13 protein-coding genes are annotated in these 23,407 nt (G+C 67.4%); 4 read left to right on the top strand and 9 right to left on the bottom strand.

Annotation, left to right across the window (positions count from 1 at the left end):
- Nucleotide 1: 1 nt before the first annotated feature.
- Nucleotides 2-430 carry a CBS domain-containing protein gene (locus tag G6N54_RS27515; protein WP_163793751.1) on the bottom strand — a complete coding sequence of 143 codons (429 nt, stop codon included), beginning with the start codon at nt 428-430 and terminating at the stop codon, nt 2-4.
- A 201-nt stretch (nt 431-631) separates the two neighbouring features.
- Between G6N54_RS27515 and G6N54_RS27510 the strand changes: the two genes are divergently transcribed.
- On the top strand, nt 632-1,492 hold the full coding sequence (locus G6N54_RS27510) for a ribonuclease Z (RefSeq protein ID WP_163793749.1): 861 nt from the start codon (nt 632-634) through the stop codon (nt 1,490-1,492).
- Nucleotides 1,493-1,496: 4 nt separating this feature from the next.
- Here G6N54_RS27510 and G6N54_RS27505 read toward each other — a convergent pair whose 3' ends face one another.
- Genes G6N54_RS27505 through G6N54_RS27495 form a run of 3 tightly spaced genes read right to left on the bottom strand, consistent with a single transcriptional unit; the run spans nt 1,497 to nt 5,034 of the window.
- Nucleotides 1,497-2,336, bottom strand: a complete 840-nt coding sequence (locus G6N54_RS27505; protein ID WP_163793747.1) for a transglutaminase family protein — start codon at nt 2,334-2,336, stop codon at nt 1,497-1,499.
- On the bottom strand, nt 2,336-3,313 hold the full coding sequence (locus tag G6N54_RS27500) for an alpha-E domain-containing protein (protein ID WP_163793745.1): 978 nt from the start codon (nt 3,311-3,313) through the stop codon (nt 2,336-2,338). The genes G6N54_RS27505 and G6N54_RS27500 overlap by 1 nt, the downstream gene beginning before the upstream one ends.
- Nucleotides 3,313-5,034 carry a circularly permuted type 2 ATP-grasp protein gene (locus G6N54_RS27495; RefSeq protein WP_372513282.1) on the bottom strand — a complete coding sequence of 574 codons (1,722 nt, stop codon included), beginning with the start codon at nt 5,032-5,034 and terminating at the stop codon, nt 3,313-3,315. Before G6N54_RS27495 ends, G6N54_RS27500 begins: the two co-directional genes overlap by 1 nt.
- A 148-nt stretch (nt 5,035-5,182) precedes the next feature.
- Between G6N54_RS27495 and rpsT the strand changes: the two genes are divergently transcribed.
- Nucleotides 5,183-5,443: a 30S ribosomal protein S20 gene (gene rpsT / locus G6N54_RS27490; protein ID WP_025736070.1), complete on the top strand. Its 261-nt coding sequence runs from the start codon at nt 5,183-5,185 to the stop codon at nt 5,441-5,443.
- Nucleotides 5,444-5,451: 8 nt separating this feature from the next.
- Here the strand turns inward: rpsT and holA are convergent, their stop codons facing one another.
- The 3 genes from holA to G6N54_RS27475 are packed head-to-tail and all read right to left on the bottom strand — an operon-like array spanning nt 5,452 to nt 8,520.
- A complete protein-coding gene (holA, locus tag G6N54_RS27485) occupies nt 5,452-6,402 on the bottom strand; it encodes a DNA polymerase III subunit delta (RefSeq protein ID WP_163795039.1) in 951 nt (316 codons plus the stop codon).
- Nucleotides 6,403-6,416: 14 nt separating this feature from the next.
- Entirely contained in the window at nt 6,417-7,676 is a 1,260-nt protein-coding gene (locus G6N54_RS27480) for a ComEC/Rec2 family competence protein (protein ID WP_408632604.1), read from the bottom strand.
- Between the two features lie 16 nt (nt 7,677-7,692).
- On the bottom strand, nt 7,693-8,520 hold the full coding sequence (locus tag G6N54_RS27475; protein WP_163793737.1) for a ComEA family DNA-binding protein: 828 nt from the start codon (nt 8,518-8,520) through the stop codon (nt 7,693-7,695).
- A gap of 198 nt (nt 8,521-8,718) precedes the next feature.
- Between G6N54_RS27475 and G6N54_RS27470 the strand changes: the two genes are divergently transcribed.
- Nucleotides 8,719-9,879: an acyl-CoA dehydrogenase family protein gene (locus tag G6N54_RS27470; RefSeq protein WP_163793734.1), complete on the top strand. Its 1,161-nt coding sequence runs from the start codon at nt 8,719-8,721 to the stop codon at nt 9,877-9,879.
- Between the two features lie 7 nt (nt 9,880-9,886).
- On the top strand, nt 9,887-10,993 hold the full coding sequence (locus tag G6N54_RS27465) for an acyl-CoA dehydrogenase family protein (protein WP_163793732.1): 1,107 nt from the start codon (nt 9,887-9,889) through the stop codon (nt 10,991-10,993).
- Here the strand turns inward: G6N54_RS27465 and G6N54_RS27460 are convergent, their stop codons facing one another.
- Together G6N54_RS27460 and G6N54_RS27455 are read right to left on the bottom strand one after the other, a co-directional pair.
- Nucleotides 10,994-12,160, bottom strand: coding sequence for a GNAT family N-acetyltransferase (locus tag G6N54_RS27460; protein ID WP_264078330.1), 1,167 nt, complete (start codon nt 12,158-12,160; stop codon nt 10,994-10,996). It abuts the gene before it with no gap.
- A gap of 36 nt (nt 12,161-12,196) precedes the next feature.
- Nucleotides 12,197-23,263, bottom strand: a complete 11,067-nt coding sequence (locus tag G6N54_RS27455; protein ID WP_163793730.1) for a type I polyketide synthase — start codon at nt 23,261-23,263, stop codon at nt 12,197-12,199.
- Nucleotides 23,264-23,407 lie beyond the last annotated feature (144 nt).

Below are 23,407 nucleotides of genomic sequence, written 5' to 3'. Positions count from 1 at the left end.
ATCAGCCCTGGGTGATGTAGGACTGCAACTGCTGCTGTTCGGCCTCGAGTTCTTCCATGCGCGTCTTCACGACGTCACCGATGCTGACGATGCCGATCAACTTCTTACCGTCGAGCACGGGCACGTGGCGCACCCGGTTTTTGGTCATCAGCACGCTGATCTCGTCGACCGTGTCGGACTTCGTGCATGTCGCGACCGTTGCGGTCATGATCTTGGAGACCGGGCGGGTCAGCATGCTGGAGCCATGCGCGTGCAGTTGGCGCACGACGTCGCGCTCGGACACGATGCCGACCACTCCCTCGTCGCCGACCACCACCATGGCGCCGATGTTTTGCTCGGCGAGGCCGGCGAGCAGCTCCCGGACAGTCGCATCCGGATTGATCGTCGTGACCGCCGCGCCCTTGTTACGCAAAACGTCCGCTATCCGCATCAAGCCTCCAGCTCGTTGTGATCTGCTTCACACCAGGCTACGGCTATCTCGCGCGGCGGGAAAGGCAACGCGAAAACCCTTAACCGATCATCACCCGATACCCGCGGGCCCGCGGGTCAAACGCGCCACTGACAACGGCCGATCCCCTTCGTTCACCCGAATGGCCCACAATCCGCCGACGCGTCTTGAAGGATGAGGGCCATGATCGAGATCACCCTGTTGGGAACCGGCAGTCCCATCCCCGACCCCAACCGGGCGGGTCCGGCGACGCTGGTGCGGGCCGGCGGGCAGGTGTTCCTGGTGGATTGCGGGCGCGGCGTCCTGCAGCGCGCGGCGGCCGTCGGCGTGGGCGCCGCCGGGCTGTCGGCGCTGCTGCTCACCCACCTGCACAGCGACCACATCGGCGATCTGGGCGACCTGCTCATCACGCGGTGGATCACCACGTTCACCCCGGATCCCGCGCCGTTCCCGATCATCGGGCCGCCCGGCACCGCGGAGACGGTCGAGGCCATCCTGAAGGCATTCGGCCACGACATCGGTTACCGAATCGCCCACCACGACGACCTGAACACGCCGCCACCGATCGAGGTGCACGAACACACCGAGGGCCCGGTGTGGGACCGCGACGGCGTCTCGATTCGGGTGGCACCCACCGACCACCGGCCGGTGGCGCCGACCATCGGGTTCCGGATCGACACCAATGGCGCGTCGGTGGTGCTGGCCGGGGACACGGTGCCATGCGCGGGCCTCGACGAACTGGCGGTCGGGGCGGGCGCGTTGGTGCACACCGCGATTCGCAAAGACATCGTCACGCAAATCCCACAGCAGCGGCTGCAGGACATCTGCGACTACCACTCGTCGGTCGAAGAGGCCGCGGCGACCGCGGCGCGCGCGGGAGTCGGGACTTTAGTCATGACCCACTACGTGCCGGCGCTAGTGCCCGGACAGGAGGAACAGTGGCGGACGCTGGCCGCCTCGGAATTCGGCGGGCGCATCGAGCTCGGCGACGACTTGCATCGGGTGGAAGTCCCGCCGACCGGAGCCGTTTCGGAAAAGCTCTGAACCGCTAGGCCAGTCGAGTGACTTCCACGACCACGTCGAGATCGGTTGCACCCTGCCCCGAGTAGATGCCCTTCAGTGGGGACACATCGGTGTAGTCGCGGCCGACACCGACGCTGATGTATTGCTCGGTGATCTCGGTGTCGTTGGTGGGGTCGTAATTCCACCAGCCGCCGGTCCACGCCTGCAGCCAGGCGTGGCTTCGGCCTTCTACGGTGTCCCCGACGACGGCGTTGCGCGCCGGGTGCAGATAGCCCGACACGTAGCGGGCCGGAATTCCCATGTCGCGCAATAGCATTAATGACAGGTGAACGAAATCTTGGCAGACGCCCTTGCCCTCCCGCAGAGCGTCCAGCCCGGACGAGCGCACTCCGGTGGTCCCCGGAAGGTAGTCCAACTCCTCGTGCACCCAACTGGCCGCGGCCATAACGGCTTCCTGCGGCTCGTTGCTTTTGGCGATTCTCTTGCCGACCGACCGGAGCCGTTTGCTGGCCGGCGTGTACTCGGTGGGCTGCAGTAACTCGTCGAACCGATCGATCACCGCCGCGGAATGCAGGTCGCTCCAGCTGACGTCCTTGGCGGGCGGTTCGGGCTGCTCGGTCTCGACGACCGACGAAGACGTGACCGTCAGGTCGCTGTGCGGCGCGTGCAGGTCGAAGGCCGTGACGGCGGTCCCCCAGTAGTCGATGTACCGGTAGGACCGGGTTGCCGGAATGGTTTCGACACGGTTGAGGATCACGTTTTGCCGGGTGTCCGAGCTCGGGGTCAGCCTGGCCTCGTTATAGGAGGCGGTCACCGCCGACTGGTAGGCGAACCCCGTCGTGTGCACTACTCGCAGCCGCCACATCAGGTGTCTCCGTTCCGGGTGACCAGGCCGGCGCCATGGCCGGCATCCGACCACGCCACCCACGGCGTCACGTGGAAGTACTGCTGCGACAAAGCATCTCCGACATCGCGGCAGGTTGTCTGCAAGCCGGCCAAACGCGTCTCCAGCGTGTCGAGCAACACCCCGGGCGGCATGAATTCCAGTTCACTGCGGGCCTGCCCGAGCAGTCGTTGCGCTTCGGGGGTGGCTCCCACCCGGCTCGTCGGGTTGCGCACCAGCTCTTCGATGCTTTCTTCGGCCAGCTTCAGTGAATAGAAGACCGATCGGGGGAACAACCGATCGAGCAGCATGAACTCGACCACGCGGCCGGCATCCAGCACCCCGCGATAGGTGCGCAGATAGGTGTCGTGAGCGCCCGCCGAGCGCAACAGCGTCACCCATGCGGGCGAGGACGCGCTGTCACCGACCCGAGACAGCAAGAGCCGCACGGTCATATCGACGCGCTCGATCGCCCGGCCCAACAACATGAACCGGTATCCGTCGTCCCGCGAGAGCGTCGAGTCCGCCAGGCCGGCGAACATCGCTGCCCTGCCCTCGATGAAGGACAGAAACTCGTGTGGCCCAAGGCGTTTGGCGGCACGTTCGCGTTCGGACAGGGCATGGAAGGTGGTGTTGAGGCATTCCCAGATTTCGATGGAGGTCACTTCGCGGGCCGACTTGGCGTTTTCGCGTGCCGCCGTGATCGCCTCGACGATCGAGGAACCACCCTTGTTGTCGGTGTTGTAGGCGACGAGGTCGGTCAACGACCAGACATCCAAGTCGTGCTTGGGCAGCTCGATGCCGAGCACCCGCAACAACAGCCTGGACGCCTGGTCGGGATCGACGCTGGAGTCCTCGAGAAGTTGGTGCAGCGCCACATCGAGAATGCGCGCGGTGTCGTCGGCCCGCTCGACGTAGCGGCCGATCCAGTAGAGCGCCTCTGCGTTTCTGGCCAACATCACAGCACCATCTTCTGCTGTTGTTGCTGTTGCTGCTTTTGCTTCGGCTTTTTCGGAGACTTTCCGTCCTGCGGTTGTTCGGCCTGCAGCGGCTGTTGGTGCGCCGACTCCGGCGAACCGTCGGGCTCGGGCTCGGCCATGGACTTCGGCAGCGACCGCACCACCTCGGCGGCGCCCAGCTCACGGTCGGCAGCCGAGGTGCGCGGCGCCAACACCCAGGTGTCCTTGGAGCCGCCGCCCTGGCTGGAGTTGACCACCCGCGAGCCCTCGACCAACGCCACCCGGCTCAACCCGCCCGGCAGCACCCACACCTCGTCACCGTCGTTGACCGCGAACGGCCGCAGGTCGACGTAGCGCGGTGCCAACGAGTTGCCGATCCGGGTCGGCACGGTCGACAGCTCCATCATCGGCTGCGCAATCCAGCTGCGGGGGTCGTCGCGGATCTTCTTGCTGACGGCCGCCCGTTCTTTCTCGGACGCCTCCGGACCGAACACGATGCCATAGCCGCCGGATCCCTCGACCGGCTTGATGACCAGCTCGTCGACCCGGTCGAGCACCTCCTCGCGTTCGTCGTCCAGCCAGCACCGGTAGGTGTCCACATTCGCCAGCAGCGGCTTCTCGCCGAGGTAGTACTCGATCATCGTCGGCACGTACGTATAGACCAGCTTGTCGTCGCCGACGCCGTTGCCGATCGCGCTGGAGATCACGACGTTGCCGGCGCGGGCGGCGTTGACCAGCCCGGCCACCCCCAGCACCGAGTCGGCGCGGAACTGTAGTGGGTCGAGGTAGATGTCGTCGATACGCCGATAGATCACGTCGACCTGGCGTTCCCCCTCGGTGGTGCGCATGTAAACCTGGTTGTCGCGGCAGAACAGGTCACGGCCCTCGACCAGTTCGACACCCATCTGCCTGGCCAACAGCGAGTGCTCGAAGTACGCGGAGTTATAGACCCCGGGCGTCAGCACCACGACGGTCGGGTCGGCCTCATTGGTCGCCGCGGAATTGCGCAGCGCCCGCAGCAGGTGCGAGGCGTAGTCGTCGACGGCGCGCACCCGGTGGGTGGCGAACAGGTTCGGGAAGACCCGCGCCATCGTGCGCCGGTTCTCCATCACGTACGACACGCCCGACGGCGAGCGCAGGTTGTCCTCCAGCACCCGCCAGGTGCCCTTTTCGTCCTTGATCAGGTCGATGCCGGCGACGTGGATGCGCACGCCATTGGGCGGGACGATGCCGAAGGCCTGACGGTGAAAATGCTCGCAGGACGTGACCAGGCGACGCGGGATCACGCCGTCGTTCAGGATCTCCTGGTCGCCGTAGATGTCATCGAGATACATCTCGAGGGCTTTGACCCGTTGGACGATGCCGCGCTCGAGCCGGGTCCATTCGGCCGCCGACAGCACCCGCGGCACCAGGTCCAGCGGAAACGGCCGCTCCTGGCCCGATAGCGAAAAGGTAATGCCCTGGTCGATGAACGCACGGGCCAGCGCGTCTGCGCGGGCCCGCAGGTCCGAGGCGTCCGACGGCGCCAGCTCCGCGTAGATGCCCTTGTAGGGGCCCCGGACGTTGCCCTGCGCATCGAACATCTCGTCGAAAGCCATTTGATAGGCGTCCGACGAGTTGTATCCGCCGAATATGCGCTCGGAGCGCACCTGCGCGCGCGCAGCGCTACGCGACCCGCGCCTGGCTGTTTCAACCTGGTTCGCAAGACTCACTTTTAGGATGCTGCCTCAAATCGAGGTTATGGCAGGCCACGAGTTCCCGTTTTGGGAGAAAACGTAACCGACTGCTAACCTGAGCAGTCGCAATCGGGTGTGGGGCGCCCCCCGAAACGAATACCGCACAGACCAAGTTAGCGAAGGAAAGTTCCGCGTGGCCAACATCAAGTCGCAGCAGAAGCGCATCAAGACGAACGAGCGCGCCCGACTGCGCAACAAGTCGGTGAAGTCGTCGCTGCGCACCGCCGTGCGCGCGTTTCGTGAGGCCGCTGAGGCAGGCGACAAGGACAAGGCCGCCGAATTGCTGGTGTCGACCAATCGCAAGCTGGACAAGGCGGCCACCAAGGGCGTCATCCACAAGAACCAGGCCGCCAACAAGAAGTCGGCGCTGGCGCGGTCCCTCAACAAGATCTGAGCCCTGGGCTACCGGCCCCGGTCGGCTACCAGCTCGGCCACCTTTCTGACCGCTGATTCCAGCGCGTAGTCGGGGTCCGCCGCGGCGCCCTTGACGTTGGCATTGAGTTCGGCGACCACTTTCATCGCGGTTGCCACACTGTCGCGCGACCACCGCCGGGCCTGCTTCTGCGCTTTCTTCACCCGCCAGGGCGGCATGCCCAGCTGACCCGCCAGCCGGTACGGATCGCCGGAGAGCGGCCCCACCCGGCCGATGGTGTGGATGGCTTCGGCCAGCGCGTCGGCCAGCACCACCAGCGGCTCGCCGCGCATCATCGCCCACCGCAGCGCCTCGGCCGCGCCAGCGACATCCCCGGCCACGGCCTTGTCGGCGATATCGAAGCCCTTCACCTCGGCCTTGCCGCTGTGGTAGCGGCGCACCGCGGCCTCGTCGACCTCACCGCCGGTGTCGGCGACCAGCTGCGAGCAGGCCGAGGCCAGTTCGCGCACGTCGGAGCCCACGGCATCGAGCAGGGCGGTCACGGTGTCCTCGTCGACCTTGACGCGCAGCGCGCGGAACTCCTTGCGGATGAAGTCGACGCGTTCGCTCAACTTGGTGATCCGCGCGCACGGGTGAACCTCGGCGCCCAGCGACTTGAGCTGGTCGGCCAGCGCCTTGGCCCGGCCGCCGCCCGAGTGCACCACCACCAGCATCGTGGCCGGCGGCAGGTCGGCGGCGGCCGCCGCGATCATCGCGACCGCATCCTTGCCCGCCTCGGCCGCGGCATCGAGCACGACGATGCGTTCTTCGGCGAACAGCGACGGACTGAGCAGCTCCGCGAGCTCGTAGCTGCTGACATCACCGGCCCGCATGCGATTGACCGGGACGTCGTCGGTGCCGGCGCGTTTGCGCGCCGCCCGCAGCACGTCGGCCACGGCGCGTTCGACCAGCAGATCCTCGTCCCCCAGGACCAAGTGCAACGGCGAAGCCTCGCTCACCCCACGATGGTGTCACGAAGGGCCGACCAATCCGCTCGGGGATCCAGCAGCTCCGATGCCGACCAGGCCAGCGCGCACGCCACCGCGGCCAGCCCGGCCACCCGGGTCGAAGCGCGAAACCAGGCGCGCCGCCACAGCACCGTCGACAGCGTCAGCAGCAGTGCGGTGGCACAACCGACGAGCAGCACACCGGCCACGCCGTCGGGCACCGGCACGGTCGCGGCGGGCGCACCGGCCGCGACGTGTGCCACCGTTGACACCCACCACACCTCCGGGCCGGTGAAACGCATCAGCAGCTGTGCACCCGGCGGCCACAGCATGCACAGCACGGCCGCCGCACTGCCCAGCACGGTGATGGGCGCGATGACGGGTGCCGCGGCCAGGTTGGCGGCCACGGCCACCAGGCTGAACCGGCCCGAGATACCGGCAACCAGCGGCGCGGTGACCACCTGCGCGGCCAACGCGACCGCGAGCCCGTCCGCCAGCGGCTTGGGCCAACCTTTGGCCGCCAGGCGCCGCGACCAGACCGGCGCGACGACGATCAGCGTGCCGGTCGCCAGCACCGACAGCGCGAAGCCGGCATCGACGGCCAGTTGGGGAGCCACCGCGAGCAGTATCAGGACGGTGGCCGACAACGCCGGAATCGCTTGTCGCCGGCGCGAAGTCAGCATGCCCGCCAGCGCGATGGCGGCCATCACCGCCGCCCGCAACACACTTGCCGTGGGCTGGACGACGATCACGAATGCCACCAACGCCAGCGCGGCGAGCAGCACGGCCGCCCGCGGGCCGATCAGCCGCGCGCAGAACAGCACCGCCGCGCACACGATCGTGACGTTGGCTCCCGAAACGGCCGTCAGGTGCGTCATGCCGGCGGCCCGGAATTCCCGGCCGGTGTCGGCCGTGAGCCCCGAGGTGTCGCCGAGGACCAGCGCCGGCAACAGCGCCGCCGGCGCCACCGTCCCGAACGCCGCGGTGATCGGGTGGCGCGCCACCGCGTCGGCGCGCAGCGCGATCGCGAATCCGAACCCCACGCCGACCACTCCGATCGCCGCCAGACCGGCACCGACGGCCCGCGGCCGCGGAAGCCCTCCGCACACCGGGTAGCGGGCCAGCACCCCTGCCACGGCGACCAACGCGACGCAGCACACGCCCAGCGCGCGGCCAACCGGCCATACGATCCCGGCGGCAGTGACGATCCAGCCGGTGAGTGCGGCCGGGACCAGCCGCACATCGAGGCGAGCGAGCTCCGAGGAGATTCGCGGCGCGACGCTGTCAGACACGGACCAGGGCGCGCAGCTTGTCCAGTCGCGACGGCCCGATGCCATCGACGTCGGCGAGCTGGTCGACGCTGGTGAACTTGCCGTTGGCCTGCCGCCACCGCAGGATCGCGGCCGCGGTGATCGGCCCGACCCCGGGCAGGTCGTCCAGCTGCTCCACGGTCGCGGTATTCAGGTCGAGCACCTCGCCGGGTTTCGGCCGGGCCGATCCCTTGACCGGCCCCGTCGGTGCCGGCGTCTTGGTAGCCGGAGTCGCACCGGCCACCGAGCTGCCCAGCGCGGGGTGCCCCGACACGGGCGCCAGCCCGACCACGATCTGCTCGCCGTCTCCGAGCGGGCGCGCCATGTTCAGTCCGATGGTGTCGGCGCCGTCCATCGCACCCCCGGCGGCTTGCACCGCGTCGGCGATCCGCGCGCCGGGCGTCAACGTGACCAGCCCGGGCTTGTGCACCAGCCCCACCACGCTGACCACTACCGGCCGGTCCGGGCCGACGCTCGCCGACGTTTTGGAGCTCGCCTTTTCGACCGGCGGCAGTTTCGCCGACATCACCGGCGCAGGGTGGTCACGGACCAGGGTGAAGATCGTGATCAGCACCGCCAGGGCGGCCACCACCGCTAACGCGACCGCGCCGGCGCGGCCCGGATCGGCCCGCAGCCGGGCCCGCCAGCTCCCGCCCTCCGACGCGTCGGGAAGCCAGCGCGGCAGCAACGAGTTCTGATCCTCATCGGGTGCGTCCGGGCCCGGTTCCTCGGCTCGCACATCGGCATCCGGGGCGGCGCCGAGCCGCCGGTGCAGTCGCTCGCCGGGTTGTTCTGTTCGCATGCGCCGACGGTAGGGGCGCCGACCGCCGTAACGGCCCGACCGTCGGCGTCTGCATCGCTTGCTGTGGATTAACCGGAGGCTGTGCACAAGCACAGCGCCGGATGGGTCAAGATGGAACTCGGAGCGCACGACCGCACGGGATCGCCCATCCGTCGCAAAAAGCGGTCGCCACGCTCGACCCAGGCAAAGGAGTCTGCAATGCAACTGGCGCTGACGCCGGAGGAAGCCGCATTCCGCGACGAGCTCCGCACCATCTACACCACCAAGATTCCGCAGGAGATGCGCGATCGGGTACGCCGGGGTTCGGCGGAAGTCGTCCACGACGACGTCGTAACCAGCCACAAAATCCTGCACGAACACGGCCTGGCGGTACCGAGCTGGCCGGTCGAGTGGGGCGGCAAGGACTGGACGCCCACTCAGCACCAGATCTGGGCCGACGAGATGCAATTGGCGTGCGTCCCGGAGCCACTGAACTTCAACACCAAGATGGTGGGCCCGGTGATCGCCGAGTTCGGGTCTCAGGAGATCAAGGAACGCTTCCTGCCGCCGACGGCCAGCCTCGACATCTGGTGGTGTCAGGGCTTTTCTGAGCCCGAGGCCGGCTCCGACCTGGCGTCGCTGCGCACCACGGCGGTGCGGGACGGCGACAGCTACGTCGTCAACGGCCAGAAGACATGGACGACGCTCGGCCAGTACGCCGACTGGATCTTCTGCCTGGTCCGCACCGACCCGCAGGCGCCCAAGCGCCAGGCCGGTATCTCCTTCCTGCTGTTCGACATGAAAACTCCGGGCATCACCGTGCGGCCCATCAAGACGATCGACGGCGGCCACGAGGTCAACGAGTTGTTCTTCTCCGACGTTCGCGTGCCCGCCAATCAGCTTGTCGGAGAAGAGAATCAGGGCTGGACGTACGCGAAGTTCCTGCTGGGCAACGAGCGCACCGGCATCGCCGGCGTGGGGCGGACGAAGGTGCGCCTCGCCGAGGTGAAGAAGTACGCGGCCGAAGTCGGGGTGCTCGACGACCCCCTGTTCGCGGCCCGGCTGGCCGAGGCCGAAAACGAGCTGCTGGCACTGGAACTCACCCAGTCACGGGTGGTGACGGATTCCGCGGACGGGCAGCCCAACCCGGCGTCGTCGGTGCTCAAACTGCGCGGCAGCCAATTGCAGCAGATCGCCACCGAGCTACTGGTCGAAGTGGCCGGCCCGGACGCGCTGCCCGCCGACGGCGACGGCATCGCTTCCCCGGACTGGGCACAACACAGCGCGCCGCGTTACCTCAACTACCGCAAGACGTCGATCTACGGCGGCAGCAGCGAGGTGCAGCGCAACATCATCGCGTCCACCATTCTGGGATTGTGAGGCAGCCATGGACTTTCAGTTGAACGACGAGCAGAGCCTGCTACGCGACACGACGCGCGATCTGCTATCCCGCGCCTACGACCCGGAAAGCCGCAACAAGGTGATCGGCTCCGATCTCGGCTGGAGCCGTGAGGTCTGGAATCAGCTCGCCGACACCGGAATTCTCGGCCTGGGTTTCGACCCGGAGGAGGCCGGCCAGCTCGAGATCATGGTCGTGCTCACCGAGGCCGGGCGGCGGTTGGCCCCCGAGCCGATCCTGCACGCCGCGCTGGCCCCGGGTGGGTTGATCGCCGAGCTGGGCACCGACGCCCAGAAGGAACAGCTCGACGAGGTGGCGGCGGGTCAACGGCTGCTGGCCTTCGCCCACCTGGAGCCCGGCCACCGCAAGCCGACCACGACGGTCACGACTCAGGCTGCGCGGCAGGGTGATTCATGGGCCTTGACCGGAGCTAAGAACCCCGTGCTCGCCGGGGACTGCGCCGACGCGTTGGTGGTCAGCGCCGCGTTGCCGGACGGCGGCACCGGCCTGTTCCTGGTCGACGCCAACGCGGTCACCCGTCACCCCTTCCGGACCTTCGACGGGCAGCGCGGCGCGCAGATCGACTTGGACGGCACACCCGCCGAACCACTGGGCGAGGCGGTCGACGCGTCGGGTGCGATCAGCGGTGCGATCGTTCGCATCCAGTCGGGGCTGTGCGCCGAAGCGCTCGGGGCGATGGAGGAAGCGCTGCGGCTGACCACCGATTACCTCAAGACCCGCAAACAGTTCGGCGTCACGCTCAACAAATTTCAGACGCTCACCCAGCGGGCCGCCGACATGTATGTGTCGCTGGAAATGGCCCGCAGCATGAGCCTGTACGCCGCGATGTCGATCGCCGACGGCAACCTCGACCCGTTGATCGCGTCGCGGGCCAAGCTGCAGATCGGCCGGTCGGGTCGCCACATCGCGCAGGAGTCGATCCAGATGCACGGCGGAATCGGCGTGACGGCGGAATACCCGGTGAGCCACTACGCGGCCCGGCTCACCGCGATCGAGCACACCCTAGGCACCTCGGGCGATCACGTGCACAACCTGATCGACCACCTCGGCGACTACGACTTGGCCCGGCTCTAGTTAGAACGCTAGCCCGGCCGCGGCCGGGACATCGGTAGCAAACGCAGCGTCGAGGCGACGCAGCAGGTGCGAATCCTTGCTGCGCAATCGGTTCGCTGCGGCAAGTGTCGACGCACGGTGCGCGCCCAGGTACAGGCTGCCTAGGACGTCTTGATCCAACCCGACTTCGGCGGTCTCGTCGGTCGGAGTACAGCGAGCGTGGCCGTCACGAATCTCGAGCGCGAACCGCCCGCTGCCCGAAACATCAAGCACCACCGTAAGATCCGCATCATAGGTGCGTGCCTCGAGGGCGACGGCCACATCCATGATGCGTAGCCAGACTGCATCCCTGCGCCCGCTCGTGCGCGCCACCCGAGGATCGGTCAACAAGTACGGCATCGCGTCGTCCGGATGGGTAGGAATGATCACCTGTTCCATTCGGTCGAGCCCAAACAGCACGCGGTACAACGCAATGTGTGCGTCGGAGGTCAACGCTTTGAACTCGGCGACCTGAACCACCCTCGGATTCATTTCGTCCACCTGGTAGAGCACATAGCCGTCGGGATGCAGCAACGCGAAGGCTTTAGTTTCGGCCAGTAGCAAGTCCCACAGCGCCGCTGTGCGCGCCAGCCCGCCCGGCACCTGCTGACGCCAGCGGTCGTGGATTGCCGCCAACTCGCGGCGGCGCTCCGCGGGCCGGACCAAGCGGACCCCGTCAACGCGGGGCACGTCAGCATGGAATTCGGCGAAACGTCGCTCAACGGCGAATTCGTGGACCACAGTGGCGGGACCGTGGCCGAACCGGCCATAAATACCGCCCTCGGTGGCGTACAGCGCCGCCATTGGACGACCAGAAATTGCTATGCGCCGGTGCAATTCGGCGCACATCGCACGCAGTGCTCCACGTCGCCGATGTGTGGGTGCGACCGCGACGCAAGTCAGGCCAGCAGTCGAAAGCTCCGCTCCGCCCGGCACCGTCATCCGCAGATCCACCGCCAGCGCCATCCCCACTACATCCGAGCCGTCGCAGGCCACGACAGCACCGTCGGCGATCAACAAGGATCGCCACACGGTCAGCTCGGAAGCCATGGGGTTGCCGAAACTCGCCGCCTCCAACAGGTCCATCGCAGGCCAGTCGTCATCGCTCGGACTACGGATAGTCAACGATGCCGGCGAGCCGTCGGAAATCACGGCCGGTACCCTTCAGCGCCCTGACTCGCCAGCTCAGCTCGCCTCTCGCTCCTCGTCCGATTCCGGCTCCTCCGCGAGCAAATCCGTTTCCGCGGGCGGCGATTCCAGTTCCGCTTCCTCGGACGGCGTCGTAACCGGTCCCGCGTCCTGTGGTGCCGCTTGGGCGTCGGGCAGCTGAGCGACGAGGTACTCGGCCAGGCCCCCGATGGTCGGATAGTCGAACACCGCGGTGGCGTTGATCGTGAACTTGCCGCCGAACTGACTGTGCAAGCGGTTGCGCAATTCGATCGCCATCAGCGAATCCGTACCCAGGTCCAGGAATCGACTGGTCGCGGCCGGCGGCTGCGCGAGCCGCAGGAAGTTCTGCACCTCGCGCTGCAGGAACTCGGTCACGAAACCCGCCCGCTGCGGCACCGGTACCTCCATCAGTTGCTTGAGCAACTCACTGTCGCCGGTCACCTCCCCGACGGCGCTGGGCAACACCAGGTCGAGGATCGGTGGACGCGAACTGCCCAGCACCTTGGCGGCACGCTGCCAATTGGCCTTGAGGACGGTGACCTGCCCGGTGCCGTTGGCGACGACCTCGGCGAGAGCGTTCAGCGCCGCCGACGGTTCCAGCGGAATCAGGCCCTGGGCAGTGATATTGGCGATCGCCGCTTCCGACGAGGCCATGCCGCCCTGCGCCCACGGACCGAAGTTGACCCCGGTGGCTGGCAGGCCCCGGGCCCGTCGTTGCGCAACCAGGCCGTCAAGCAACGCATTGGCGGTCGCGTAGTTGGACTGACCCGGTGAACCGAACAGGCTGGACACCGAGGAGGACACGATGAAGAAGTCCAGCTCGTCGTCCTTCGTCAACTTGTCCAAGTGGCAAGCGCCGAACGCCTTGGGCGCCAACGTCGTTCGGAATCGCTCGAGACTTTGCTCGGACAGCAGCGCATCATCGAGCACGCCCGCCAAATGGGCCACACCCGCGAGCGGCGGTAGTTCCGCGCGGATTCGCTCCAACAGCTTCTCAACCTCGGACTCGTCGCCGACGTCGGCCGCGAACACATGGACTCGGCACTTGGAGCGTTCGCCGATCTCCTCGATAGCGCGCAGCGCGTCCGCGTCGGGCGCGCGCCGGCTGGTCAACACGATGTCACCGGCCCCGAGTTGGGCCAGATACGACGCCGTGTGCAGGCCGATCGCGCCCAGCCCGCCGGTGATCAGATAGCTCCGATCGGCCTTCGGTTGCAACCGATTCGGAATCTGCACCACGATCTTTCCGATGTGCCGCGCCTGCTGCATGCGACGGAACGCGGCCCTCGCCTCGGTGAGCGGGTAGATCTCGGCGGGCAGTGGCGTCCACTCGCCCTTGCCCAGTCCCTCCGACACTTCGGTCAACAAGCCGCGAATCCGCTCGGGCTCCTGGAAGGTCACCGTGTCCAGCGCCACGATCTCGTAAGCGATGTCCGGGCGGACCGCCGCCATCTGCTCGGGCGTCCAGATGTCGCGTTTGGCGATCTCGGCGAACCGGCCGTTCTTGGCGGTGGCCCGCACGGTCGCCTCGAGGAAACCCTCGTTGGTCAGGCTGTTGAGCACCACGTCGACGCCGGCGCCGCCAGTATCGGCTAGGATCTGGTCGGCGAAATCAGTTGTGCGCGAATCGTATACGTGCTTCACGCCCAACTTGCGCAGCGTCGCGCGTTTGTACGTGCTGGCCGTGGCGAAGACCGTGGCACCGCACTGCTGTGCCATCTGGATCGCGGCCAGGCCGACACCGCCACTGGCGGCGTGAATGAGCACACGATCGCCGGGCCGCACTTGCGCCCAGTCGAACGCGAGCCGGACCGTCAATGCCGCGGCGGGAATCGTCGCCGCGTCCACCGCGCTCAGGCCGGCGGGAATCGGCGCCAGCAGCTGGGCCGGCACATTGAACCGGCTGGCGAATGCGCCCTGCATGAAGCCGTAGACGCGCTGACCGACCTCGAGTCCTGTTACACCACCGCCTAATTGGGTAACGGTTCCGGCGAAGTCCCCGCCGATCGGGCCCGGGTCACCCGGGTAGAGGCCCAGGACGTTGAGTACGTCCCGGAAGTTGAGGCCGGCGGCCTCCACCCGCACCTGCACGTAGCCGTCGTCCGGCGCGGGCACCTCCGCCTCGGTCAGCCGCAGATTGTCGATCGCACCGCGTTCGGTGGGCGCCAGCACGTAGTCCGACGAGCGTGGCACCGTGAGATGGCCACTGCGCGCCCACGGCAGCAACCGCGAGGCCAGCAACTTCCCCTGCCGCAGAGCCAGTTCCGGTTCGTCGACCGGTGTGGAAATCAGACCGGCCAGTGCCCGCACCGCCTCCTCGGATCCGTCGCAATCGACGAGCTTGCAGCGCAGCGCCGGTTCCTCGTTGATCGTGGTGCGCCCGAATCCCCACAGCGCCGCCTGCCCCGGGTCGACCGGCTCGCCGGATTCGGTGGCCACGGCACGCTCGGTGATGATCCACAGGCCGCCAGGCAGTTTCACCTCACCACTTTGCACCGTATGCACGGCGCTGAGCAGGTTGGCGATTTCGGTCTCGACCCGCGCGGCGATATCTGTTCCGTTCGGCGCAGCGCTGCGCCAGACCACACCGGAGAACGGCAGGCCACGCTCGTGAGCCTGTGCCAACACCCGTCCCAACGGCTCCGGATCGGTGTTGCGGTCGAACGGGATACACCCGGGTACGTTCGCGGCAAGCTCGTCGAAACCCGCAATCAGCCAGGTGCCGTTCGCAACGGCGGCGTCCTGGTCCGGTGCCGGGGACGGCACCTCGTGCCAGCCGAGGGTGTAGAGCAGCCTGGTGGCGTCGCCGCCCAGACCGCGCAGCAGGGCCTCGCGGGGTGCACGCTTGACCGTGAAGTCGCGAATCCCGCCCAGCTGCCGACCATCTCGATCGATGTATTCGAGGTCGAAGACCTGGGTTTCGCTGTCGAGGGCGCTGGTGTGCCACTTCGCGCGGCAGTAGAACCGTCGCGGCATCTTCTCGCGCAGCGTCACCTGCCCGTACCGCAGCGGCAGGAACAGATCGTTGACGCCCTGCTCGGCCGCCAGAAGTGCGGGGAACGCGGGGAACGCGACACCGGTGCAAAGGTCCATCAGCACCGGGTGCATCGGCTCGGCGCCGAGTTGTTCGGCGAGTTCTTCGCCGACGACGATGTCGCCGATCGCCTCACCGTCACCGAGCCACAGCGACTTCAGCGAGCCGGACCAGGTTGGACCCCATGCCAACTCCAAGTCGGCAAAGGTCTCGAACAATTCCTGCGGCCGCATCCGGTTCAGCCGCTCGATCGCTTCGTCGACGGGATCCGCTTCTTCGGTGGCCTGCTCGTCGCCGACACCGGCGACCACAGCACCCTCGGCATTCAACGACCACTCCGCACCGCGTTCGCCGTACGGACGGCTGTGCACCTGGAACTTCCAGCCGTCGCCGTCCTCCTGCGGGTGCAAGGTCAGCTGCACCTCGCGAGAACTCTTCTCGGGCAAGATGATCGGCTCGTAAAAGAAGACATCCTTCGCCCGTGCCGGCGTACCGACCGCGGCCAAGGCCATCGCCGCGTACGTCGCTCCGGGGACGACTACGGTGCCGTAGATGACGTGGTCGCAAAGCCATGGCTGAGATTTGACCGACAGCCTGCTGGTGTACACCGAGTCGCCGGAGGCGAGTTCCTTTGTGCTACCCAGGATTCCGGACACCGCGGGTCCATCGACCGCGATCCCGGACGACTTCGGCCAGAAGCGGCGGCGCTGGAACGGATAGGTGGGTAATTCGAGTCGGCGACGGGCCTGACGATTCAGCGCGGCGAAATCGGGTCGGTGCCCACTGATGTAGGTCGCCGCCAGTGCGTCGGCGATCTGACGGCGATCGCCGACACCCTTCCGCAGCGAGACGATCGCCCGCGGTGCCGCCAGGTGCTCCGGCCAGATCTGCACCGCTGCCGCGGTCAGCACCGGCTGCGGACCGATCTCCATCACGACCGAGCAGCCGAGCGCCGCCACGGTGCGCACACTTTCGGCAAACTGCACCGGCTGGCGGGAATGCCGCCGCCAGTACCCGGCGTCGAGCGGGGTCTGGGTCGTGAGCACCGCGCCGGTCCGGTTGCACACCAACGGCAGCGTCGGGGCCGCGAACTCCAACTGTGCTGCGTAGGACTCGAATTCGTTGAGAACGGGATCCAGCAGCTCCGAGTGAAAAGCGTGGCTGGTCTCCAGCCAGGTGCAGCGGATGCCCTCGTCACCGGACTTGGCGACGATCTGCTCGAGGTCGTCGGCCGGTCCCGAGAGCACGGTGTTGGGTCCGTTGTACGCGCCGACCGACACCCGCGGGAACTCACCGGCAATATGCTCGACGTGCTTGGCGTCGGTGAACACCGCCACCATGCGCCCGCCCTCGGGCAGACTGCCGAACATCCGGCCGCGCTCGGCCATCAGCCGGGCGCCGTCCTCGAGACTGAAAACCCCTGCCACACATGCCGCCGCGTACTGGCCCACGCTGTGCCCCAGCACCACGTCCGGCACGATGCCCCACGACTGCCACAGGCGCGCCAGTCCCATCTCGACGGCGAACAAAGCAGGCTGGGCAAACGACGTGTGCCGCAGTGTTTCTCCAGCCTCGCGATCGGTGGCGAACAACACCTCAAGCAATGGACGCGGCAGCATGTCCTTGACCGCGTCCGCACACCGTGTCACGGTTTTGGCGAACACCGGTTCGGATTCGAACAATTCACGCGCCATCCCCGGGTACTGGCTGCCCTGCCCGGTGAACAACCACGCCGTCGTCGGGTGGTGCGTGTGCTCGTCACGTACCGCACCGGGCCGCAGCCGGTTCTCGGCCAACTCGGCCAGGCCGTCGCGCGCAGCCTCGACCGAATCCACCACCAGCGCGGCGCGATGCTCGAAGTGTGACCGGCCCGTCCCGGCGGTGAGGCATACCTCGGCGAGGTCCACATCCGGGTGCTCGCTCAGCCAGGACTCGTAACGCTGCGCCAGCGCCGTCAGTGCTTCCGGTGAGCGGGCGGACAGCGCCAGCACATTGACCGACTGGGTGTCGGTGACCGCGGCGTCGTCCGCCGGTTCCGGCAGATCCTGCGCGGGTGATGCCGCCGCGGCGGGGGCCTCCTCGATCAGCACGTGCGCGTTCGTGCCGGTGAACCCGAAGGAACTCACGCCGGCGCGTCGCGGCCTGCCGTTGGCTCGCCACGGCGTCGACTCGCCCACCACACGCACCGGCAGCGAGTCCCATGGGATGTGCGGCGACGGTGTGTCGAAATGCAGGCTCTGCGGCAGCAATTCGTGCTGTAGCGACAACACGACCTTGATCAGGCCCGCCGCCCCCGATGCCGATTCGGTGTGCCCGATATTGGTCTTCACCGATCCCATCAGCAGCGGCCGGTCCGCGTCACGCGAGCCTCCGTAGGCGGCCGCGGCCGCCTGCACCTCGATCGGGTCACCCAGCGGGGTACCCGTTCCGTGCGCTTCGAGGTAGTCGACATCCCCGCCGGCCAGACCGGCCCGGGTCAGTGCAGCACCGATAAGTCGTTGCTGTGCACCACCGTTGGGCACCGTCAGTCCGCTGGATGCGCCATCCTGGTTGACCGCGCTGCCCGGAATCACGGCCAGCACCCGATCGCCGTCGCGCTGCGCGTCGCTCAGCCGCTTGAGCACTAGAATTCCGCAGCCCTCACTGCGTACATAGCCGTCGGCGGAGGCGTCGAACGTCTTGCACCGACCGACCGGGGAAAGCATCCGCGCACGCGAGGCCGCGATGACCGTCACCGGGGAGAGCAAGACGTTCACACCGCCGGCCACCGCTAGGTCGCAGTCACCGGAATGCAACGCCTGGCAGGCCTGATGCACGGCCACCAGGGCCGAACTGCATGCGGTATCGACCGCCACGGCCGGCCCTTCGAGTCCCAGCGCAAAGGCAACGCGACCCGAGATGGCATTGAGCGCATTGCCGGTGATGAAGTACGGCTCGATCTTGTCGATCGGCTCGGCGGACAGTAGATGCGCATACTCGTTGGCCGCCACCCCCGCGAAAACGCTGGTCCGGCTGCCGCGCAACGCCCCCGGTGAGTAGCCGGCGCGTTCCAGCCCCTCCCAGACCGTTTCGAGCATCAGCCGCTGCTGCGGCTCGATCCAGACCGCCTCACGCGGCGAGATGCCGAAGAATTCGGGATCGAATCCGTCGATCTCATCGAGGAATCCACCGAACCGCGTGTAGGTCTTGCCCGGCGTCTCGGGATCGGGATCATAGAACTCGTCGATGTCGAATCGCTCCTCCGGGACCTCCCGGATTGCATCAACACCGCCGGAGAGTAACTCCCAGAAGGCTTCTGGGTCGGGCGCACCGGGGAAACGGCACGACACCGAGACGATCGCGATCGGCTCGTCGGTCCGCGTCACCACCGACTCCGGCCGCGGGCTCGATGGCGCCGCCTGCCCGCCGAGTCCGAGCACCTCGCCGAGCAGGTAGTCGGCCACGTCGGACAACCGGGGGTGGTCCATCGCCAGGGTGGCCGGTACCTGCTTGCCCACGCCTTGCTCGATGCGCTGCCGCAATTCGACGGCCATCAGCGAATCCATGCCGAGGTCGAAGAACCCCGCGTCCTCGCGGATCTCCGCGGCGTCCACGCGCGTGATCTCCGCCACCGCTTCACGCAGGTAATCGGTCAGCAGTTTCTTGCGCTGCTGTACCGGCGCGCCCGCCAGTCGCTCGACCAGTTGTGTCTTCCCAGAAGGCAGCACGGTCGGCGCCGCATCGGGTACCTCGCGGTCCAATTCGGCCAGGAATGCCCGACGGCCGGCCTGCTGGTAGAGCGGCAGGAAACGGGTCCAGTCGATCCGGGCCACCACACCTTGAGCCGACGACGCCGCGACGACGTCGGCCAGGCCCGCCAAGGCGTCGGCGGGTGTCAGCGTCCGGACCCCGCGCTGATCCAGTCGGGCACGGGATTCCGCGTCGGCCATACCGGCCGACCAGGGGCCGAAGTTGACGCTGATCCCGGCGGTGCCCTGCTCGCGCAAGCGCCAGGCCAGCCCGTCGAGGAATGCGTTGGCCGCGCCGTAGGCGGTCTGACCGTATCCGCCCCACACCGAGGCGATCGAGGAGGTGCTGATGAAGAAGTCGAGCTGCAAGTCGGTCACTGCTTGGCTCAAATGCCAAGCACCCCAAACTTTTCCAGCGAAGACCCGATCGACCTCGGCTTGATGAGAGTCGAAGTCGGCGCCGCTCAGCGGCGTGGTACCGATCTCGCCCGCGGCATGGACGATGCCGGCCAGCGGTGGCAGTTCGGCCCGCACGCCCGCCAGCAGGCGGGCGACGTCGTGCGCATCCGCGACATCGGCGGTAACGACCCGGAATTCGCAGTCGTACTGTTCGCCGAATGCATCGATTCGCTGCCGCGCGGCCTCGCCGGGGGGGCGCCGGCTGGTCAGCACCAGATGTTTGGCGCCGTGCGCGGCGAGATAGCCGGCGATTTCCAGTCCGATCGACCCCAGCCCGCCGGTGACCAAATATGTTGCATCGTCGCGCAATTCCAGCGCTGTCCCGGTCGGCTGCCCATCTCGCCGAACCAGCCGGGGCACGTAGACCGCTTGATCACGCAGCGCGATTTGGTCTTCGCTGAGCTCGCTGGGCGTCGTTATGCCGTCGATCAAGCGAGCCCACTCGGCGGCAGTGCCCTGCGCCAGGTCGGCCAGCCCGCCCCATAGCTGCGGATGCTCCAGCGACGCAGCACGTCCGAAGCCCCACACGCAGCTCTGATCCGGCGCCACGGTGTCCGCGTCGGTGACTCGCTGTGCGCGGCGGGTTATCAGCCAGATCGGGGCACGCAGGTCGGCGGCGACCGCGGCACTGAAGAACCGCCGCGTCCCGGCCAGGATCCGGTGTTGCATCCGCAACAGTGACTGCATCGACGGCACGATCTGCGAGGCCGCATCCGCATCGACCGCCGCGACATGAACGATGCGCAGCGTCGACTCCTCTGCCGCGGCAGCGCGCAACGCGACCGTGAGCTGTTCGGTGTCGGCATCCGAAGCAGGCAACCCGAGGAACCGATGCCGCTGGCCCCGTGCGATGAGCTCGTCGACCAACGGCGCAAGCGCCGCGGACTCCTCGCCGATCAGCAGCCAGCTGGATCCCTCGCCCGCTTGCGCGGCGCAGTGATCCGCTGTGACTGTCTCCCAGCGGATCTCGTAACGGTCGTCGGCGATGGACTGGCTGGTCCGTTCGTGGTTGTGCTGTGCCGCAAGCTTAGTGAGCACATCGACGGTTCGATGATCGCTTGCGCCGTCGAGCAGGGCCGCGAGCTCCTCGATCCGGCCGTCCTCGAGCAGGCGGATGGCCTGGGTACGCGCGGGCAGCTGCGCCGGTTGACCGGCGGAATCCTGATTGTCGCGAAACCAGTACTGGCGGCGCTCGAACGGATAGGTCGGCAGGTCGAGCTTTCGCGCGTGCGCCCGACGGAAGGTGTCGAATTCGGGTAGGTGGCCCAGAACATAGGCCTCGGCAACGGCTTCGCTGATCTGTCGGTGGTCGGCGGTGTTTCGGCGCAGCGACGTGATCGCGCGCGGCGCGGCGGCTTGGTCCGGCCAGGCACTCAGCGCCGCTGCGGCGAGCACGGGTCGCGGGCCAATCTCCAGCAACACCTTGCAATTGAGCTCAGCCAGGGTCCGCGCGCTCTTGGCGAATTGCACCGGCTGACGTGCGTGACGTCGCCAATAGGCACCGTCGAGCTTAACGCTGCGGCCGAGCGCGGCGCCGGTGCGATTGTCGATCAGAATCCGTTGCGGTGTACCGAATTCGAACTGATCCGCATACCACTCGAATTCGTCCAGAATCGGGTCGAGCAGCGCCGAGTGGAATGCGTGGCTGGTGTCGAGCCAGTCACACCGGACACCGTCAGCCGCCAGAGGGGTCACGGCTTGTTCCAGATCGCCTGCGGGGCCGGACAATACGGTGTTCGCACCGTTGTAGGCCGCGACCGACAGAGTCGGGAACTCGTTGGTCAGGTTCTCGACACGCTCGGCGGCGGCAAACACCGCAACCATCCGCCCGCCCGCGGGCAAACTGCCAAAGAGGCGGCCGCGTTCGGCCATCAGCCGGGCGCCGTCCTCGAGATTGAGCACGCCCGCGACGCAGGCCGCCGAATACTGGCCGACACTGTGGCCCAGCACGACGTCCGGTTCGAAGCCCCACGACTGCCAAAGACGGGCCAGGCCCATCTCGACCGCGAACAACGCGGGCTGTGCGTACGACGTCTGCCGCAGCGTCGCTTCGCTGTCCGGGCTGTCCCTATCGAAAATCAACTCGATCAGCGGCTTTTCGAGAACGTCGTCGACCGCTGCGGCGCAACGATTCAGCGTCTCGGCGAATACGGGCTCGGTGTCGAACAGCTCCCGGGCCATGCCGGGGCATTGGCTTCCTTGACCGGTGAACAGCCACGCCGTCTTCGGCGTGTCATGGGATTCCCCGCGGAACAAGCCGGGTGCCGGGCGGTCGTCCGCGAGGGCGCCGAGTAGCTCCATCGCGGATTCTCGCGAATTGACCACCAGCGCGGCGCGGTGCTCCAAGTGTGCCCGCGCTGTCCCGGCGGTGTGGCACACGTCCGCCAGGGTGGCCTCCGGGTGTGCGCTCATCCAGCTGCGGTATTCCTCGGCGAGCCGCACCAGCGCGGCGGGTGTTCGCGCCGAGAGCGGGAGAATGCTGAACCGCCGGCCCCCGGACTGCTCGATCGGGACCGGTGCCGCGAAAGGCTGCGCGTGTTGCTCGGGCGCTTCGGAGACGATGACGTGAGCGTTTGTCCCCGCGAATCCGAATGAACTGATTCCCGCGATGCGCGGGCGCCCGTTGCGTTCCCAGGCCGTGGCCTCCTTGACCACTTGCACCGCGAGCCGATCCCAGGGAATGTGCGGGGACGGGTTCTCGAAGTGCAGGTGCTGCGGCAGCAACTCGTTTTCGAGCGACAGAATGACTTTGATCACACCGGCGATTCCCGCGGCAGCCTCCAAGTGCCCGATGTTTGTCTTCACCGAGCCCATCAGCAGCGGCTGGCTGGGTTCGCGTCCGGCGCCGAGCACCGCACCCGCGGCCTGGGCCTCGATCGGGTCACCCAACGACGTCCCGGTGCCATGTGCCTCCAGATACCCGACATCGTGGGGTTCGAGGTCGGCGCGCTTCAGCGCCTCGGCGATAACCCGTTGCTGGGCAACGCCATTCGGGACCGTCAATCCGCCCGACGCACCGTCCTGGTTGATCGCGCTGCCGCGGATCACGGCCCGAATCCGGTCGCCATCGCGAATCGCGTCGTCGAGGCGCTTGATCACGATGACGCCGCAACCCTCGCCGCGTACATAGCCGTCCGCTGCCGCGTCGAACGTCTTGCACCGGCCGTCCGGTGCGAGCATGTGTGCGCTGGAGAACGTGATCATGGTTGCCGGGGTGAGCAGAACGTTCGCTCCGCCGGCCAGCGCGAGGTCGCATTCTCCCAAGCGCAGGGCTTGGCAGGCCTGATGGATTGCCACCAGCGACGAGCTGCACGCGGTGTCGACCGCGACCGCGGGCCCTTGCAGCCCCAGCCGATAGCTGATCCGGCCCGCTGCCGCGGCATTCGATGTCCCGATGGCCATGTAGGCCTCGATCTCGGGGTAGGTCAGTTCGTCGGATGCCATGCCCAGGTAGTCGTGGGTGGCCAAACCGACGAAGACGCCAGTGTTGCTGTTAGCCAGGGACGTTGGCGCGGTGCCCGAATGCTCGACCGCCCGCCATGCCGTCTCCAACAACATCCGGTGCTGCGGATCCATCAACCTGACCTCGCGCGTCGACATCCCGAAGAACGGCGCGTCGAAGCCCGTCACGTCGTCGACGAAACCCGCACGGCGGGTCACGACCTTTCCGGGCGCACCGGGTTCCGGGTCGAAGAATTCGTCGACGTCCCAGCGGTCCTGCGGCACCTCGGATATCGCATCCCGGCCGTGCCGCAACACATCCCAGAATTCATCGGCATCCGCGGCACCCGGAAACCGGGCGGCGTAGCCGACAATCGCAAAACCCGAGGTCTGCTCGCTCAGATCTTCTACGGATGCCACGTCCTTGACCTCCCCTGCCCTGGCCGATGAAGGGTTCGACCCACCCGCCGGCCCGATTGCGCTTCAGAAGCAACTTTCCGAAGGCCAGCACCGCAATTGCAGTGCTCGCACCGCGTAACGACAGTCAGTGCGGCTGCCGCCCTG

It is taken from the genome of Mycobacterium stomatepiae (genome assembly GCF_010731715.1).
Lineage (GTDB): Bacteria > Actinomycetota > Actinomycetes > Mycobacteriales > Mycobacteriaceae > Mycobacterium > Mycobacterium stomatepiae.
Note: the sequence above shows the minus strand (reverse complement) of the source record. Positions and strands in the feature narration are given on the sequence as shown.